At 43.6% G+C, this 734-nt stretch carries 2 protein-coding genes; both read right to left on the bottom strand.

The genetic code is table 11. From position 1 onward, the window contains the following. The coding region (locus BTA35_RS16455; protein ID WP_238377624.1) for a radical SAM protein at nucleotides 1-235 on the bottom strand (235 nt) is incomplete at its 3' end. Between the two features lie 208 nt (nucleotides 236-443). Beyond that, on the bottom strand, nucleotides 444-734 hold a 291-nt coding region (ybgF, locus tag BTA35_RS16450; RefSeq protein ID WP_139363692.1), incomplete at its 5' end, for a tol-pal system protein YbgF.

Below are 734 nucleotides of genomic sequence, written 5' to 3'. Positions count from 1 at the left end.
GTCTAGGATCAACAGAAGCAATATCGATAGCGCCACCAGTTTCTACAGAAACTTGATAGCCAGCATCGCAAAGTCGTGTAAGTAACTTGGCACAGTTTTTTTGCGCCAGAGGCTCTCCGCCTGTAACCGTGACATAGCGAGCTTTATACTGCTCTGTCTGCGACATAATGCTGTCGATACTAACTGTTTCGCCACCGGAGAACGCATAACTAGTGTCGCAATAGACACAACGCATAGGACAGCCCGTGAGTCGAATAAAAACTGTCGGTAGACCTACCGTGCGAGTTTCGCCTTGTAAGGAGTAGAAAATTTCTGTGATACGGAGAGTAGAGTTAGACATTAAGCTGCATCTTAGGGAAAAACAAACGGCGCATTGTAACGGAAAGCGCCGTTTATCCCTATACCGAAATAATGATAAATAATCACTATCTGTTATTTCGAAGCTACTTTGCGGTAGATTCTAAGAACTGATCGGCTAATTTTGCAGCAGTGCTATCAGGGTGAAAAGACTTTACCGACTCCATCTGTTTACGAGCTTTGTCTTGTTGACCATAGCGGGCATAGACAAGACCTAGCTTATAACGTGCATCTGGAGTTTTTCGGCTTTTTGGATATTGTTCAACAACCGAATTAAAAACACGCTCCGCTTCCTGTGTCAGGTTTTTCACCATATACAGTTCACCTAACCAATAATAGGCATTAGGCAAGAGTGCTGAGTCGGGATAGTTTTTAAT

The sequence above is a fragment of the Oceanospirillum linum genome, assembly GCF_001995095.2.
Taxonomy (GTDB): Bacteria; Pseudomonadota; Gammaproteobacteria; order Pseudomonadales; family Halomonadaceae; genus Oceanospirillum; species Oceanospirillum linum.
Note: the sequence above shows the minus strand (reverse complement) of the source record. Positions and strands in the feature narration are given on the sequence as shown.